The 3048-nt window shown below is 67.1% G+C and carries 2 protein-coding genes; one reads left to right on the top strand and one right to left on the bottom strand.

Annotated elements, in window-relative coordinates; all coding sequences use genetic code 11:
- Positions 1-324: 324 nt before the first annotated feature.
- Positions 325-780 carry a nuclear transport factor 2 family protein gene (locus LH128_RS27685; protein WP_008833010.1) on the bottom strand — a complete coding sequence of 152 codons (456 nt, stop codon included), beginning with the start codon at positions 778-780 and terminating at the stop codon, positions 325-327.
- 392 nt (positions 781-1172) lie between these two features.
- Between LH128_RS27685 and LH128_RS27680 the strand changes: the two genes are divergently transcribed.
- A partial coding sequence (locus tag LH128_RS27680; protein WP_008833009.1) for a Clp protease N-terminal domain-containing protein occupies positions 1173-3048 on the top strand: 1876 nt, incomplete at its 3' end.

Raw genomic sequence — 3048 nt, 5'->3', positions numbered from 1 at the left:
GCGGCGATGCGGCGGCGGGCCGAGGCGGTGCGGCCTCCGGTGCAGGCGGCGTGCTGGCGACAGGCGTGCCGGAGGGGGCGGCAGCGCAGGCGGAGAGGAGAAGGGCGGCGGCGAGAGCGCTCAGGCTCGACGTGGATACGGATCGCATGAGCGGGAGGTTAGCAGCTTGTTTCGGTGTGGCCAGCGGCGTTTTTGCCCACCCCTGTCCCCTCCCGCAGGCGGGAGGGGAATGCGAGATCAGCGGCTCCCCCCTCCCGCTTGCGGGAGGGGCAGCGAGACTTGGTCCGCAGGGCCTAGTCGCAGCGGGGTGGGCATGTCCGCCTATCACCCCCGCTTGAAGATCTGCCCCGAATCGAACAGCGAGATCCGCCACTCGCCATCGGCATCGCGGCGGCATTCCATCTTCACGTCGGCGACCGCGAGCGGGTCGCAGTATGTGTCGAAAGGCCCGTCGCCCAGCGCCGCGAAGAACACCAGCAGGTAGCCGACTTTCGCATGGTCCTCGCCCTCGAAACCGACCCGCAGCGAGGTGATGATATGCCGCATGGTCATGAGGCCCGCGCCCGCCTTCATGGTCTCGGCGCGGCCCTTGTAGAACGCCTCGACCGCCGCCAGCCCCTCGCGCCACTGGCCGCCGACGTTGTAGCGGACATCCTCGGCGAGGCAGTCGGTCTCGCGCATCTTCAGGCCGTTGTGGATGTCGAGTTCGTCGCCCCACTCGTAGATCACCTGCTTGATCGCGAGGACGTCTGCCGCCTGCTGGGGTGTGAATTTCGCCATTGAGCCTCTTCCCGTGGGGTTATCGCGCGAAGGCTAGGGCAGGGCTTCGGGCGGGGCTAGCGGATGCCATGCATTACCGCCCCGGCGAAGGCCGCATGGATATCGCCGCCCCATATTCGTCATTGCGAGCGTAGCGAAGCAATCCAGAGCAGTTTGAGAATGCCCTGGATTGCTTCGCTACGCTCGCAATGACGATCGGAGGGAGCGAAACGCCCTCTGGCAAATCGGCAGCGGGCACCCATCTTTGCCTCGGCAGCCGGCTCCGGCCTGCTCCTGTTGCGCCCGATCAACGACTTCGGGCATTTCACCGAATAAGGAAAAATTCGGGCGCCCAGCCCTTGTGTTGCATATAAGCAACACCATATGAGCGGGATCAGGAGGCACATTCCACAATGAATCTCGAAAAGTTCACTGACCGCGCAAAGGGGTTTCTCCAGGCCGCGCAGACCGTCGCGATCCGCCTGAACCACCAGCGCATCGCGCCCGAGCATATCCTCAAGGCCCTGCTCGACGATCCCGAAGGCATGGCCGCCGGGCTCATCAAGCGCGCCGGTGGCAACCCAGTGTTTGCGACGCAGGAACTCGACAAGGCGCTGGCGAAAATCCCCGCCGTTTCGGGCAGCGGGGCGGCCGGTTCGCCGGGTCTGGACAACGATGCCGTGCGCGTCCTCGACGCCGCCGAGCAGGCTGCGACCAAGGCGGGCGACAGCTTCGTCACCGTTGAGCGGCTGCTGCTGGGCCTCGTTCTGGCGACGACCACGGCGGCGGGTCAGGCGCTCAAGGCGGGTAATGTCACGGCGCAGGCGCTCGAAGCCGCGATCACCGAACTGCGCGGCGGCCGCACCGCCGACAGCGCGGGCGCGGAGAACGCCTACGACGCGATGAAGAAGTACGCCCGCGATCTCACGCAGGCGGCGAAGGACGGCAAGCTCGACCCGGTCATCGGCCGCGACGAGGAGATCCGCCGCACCATCCAGATCCTCGCGCGGCGCACCAAGAACAACCCCGTGCTGATCGGTGACCCCGGCGTCGGCAAGACCGCCATCGCCGAAGGGCTCGCGCTGCGCATCGCCAACGGCGACGTGCCCGACAGCCTCAAGGACCGCAGTCTGATGTCGCTCGACATGGGCTCGCTGATCGCGGGCGCCAAGTACCGCGGCGAGTTCGAGGAGCGCCTGAAGGCCGTACTCGACGAGGTGAAGGGCGCGGACGGTCAGATCATCCTGTTCATCGACGAGATGCACACGCTGATCGGCGCGGGCGCGTCGGAAGGCTCGATGGACGCGGGCAACCTGCTCAAGCCGGCGCTGGCGCGGGGCGAACTGCACTGCATCGGCGCGACCACGCTCGACGAGTACCAGAAGTACGTCGAGAAGGACGCCGCCCTGCAGCGCCGGTTCCAGCCCGTGTTCGTGGGCGAGCCGACGGTCGAGGACACGATCTCGATCCTGCGCGGGCTCAAGGAAAAGTACGAGCTGCACCACGGCGTGCGCATCACCGACGGCGCGATCGTGGCGGCGGCGACGCTGTCCAACCGCTACATCACCAACCGCTTCCTGCCGGACAAGGCGATCGACCTCATGGACGAGGCCGCCAGCCGCATCCGCATGGAAGTGGAAAGCAAGCCCGAGGAGATCGAGAAGCTCGACCGCCGCATCGTCCAGCTCAAGATCGAGGAAATGGCGCTCGGCAAGGAGAGCGATTCCGCGTCGAAGGACCGGCTTGCCGCGCTGCGCGTGGAACTCAGCAACCTCGAACAGCAGTCGAGCGAACTGACCACCCGCTGGCAGAACGAGCGCGACAAGATCGCGGCGGAAGGCAAGCTCAAGGAACAGCTCGACGCCGCGCGCATCGAACTGGAGCAGGCCCAGCGTGGCGGCGACTATGCCAAAGCGGGCGAGTTGTCCTACTCGACGATCCCCGCGCTAGAGGCGAAGCTGGCGGAGGCGCAGGCCACCGCCGGGAACGCCTTGCTGCGCGAGGAAGTGACCGAGGACGACATCGCCGGTGTCGTCAGCCGCTGGACCGGGGTTCCGGTCGACCGCATGCTGGAAGGCGAGCGCGAGAAGCTCCTCAAGATGGAGCAGATCATCGGCGGCCGCGTGATCGGCCAGACCGATGCCGTCGCCGCCGTCTCCAAGGCGGTGCGGCGCGCGCGCGCGGGCCTGCAGGACCCGAACCGGCCGCTCGGCTCGTTCCTGTTCCTCGGCCCCACGGGCGTCGGCAAGACCGAGTTGACCAAGGCGCTGGCGGGCTTCCTGTTCGACG

This window comes from Sphingomonas sp. LH128 (assembly GCF_000293195.2).
GTDB lineage: Bacteria > Pseudomonadota > Alphaproteobacteria > Sphingomonadales > Sphingomonadaceae > Novosphingobium > Novosphingobium resinovorum_A.
Note: the sequence above shows the minus strand (reverse complement) of the source record. Positions and strands in the feature narration are given on the sequence as shown.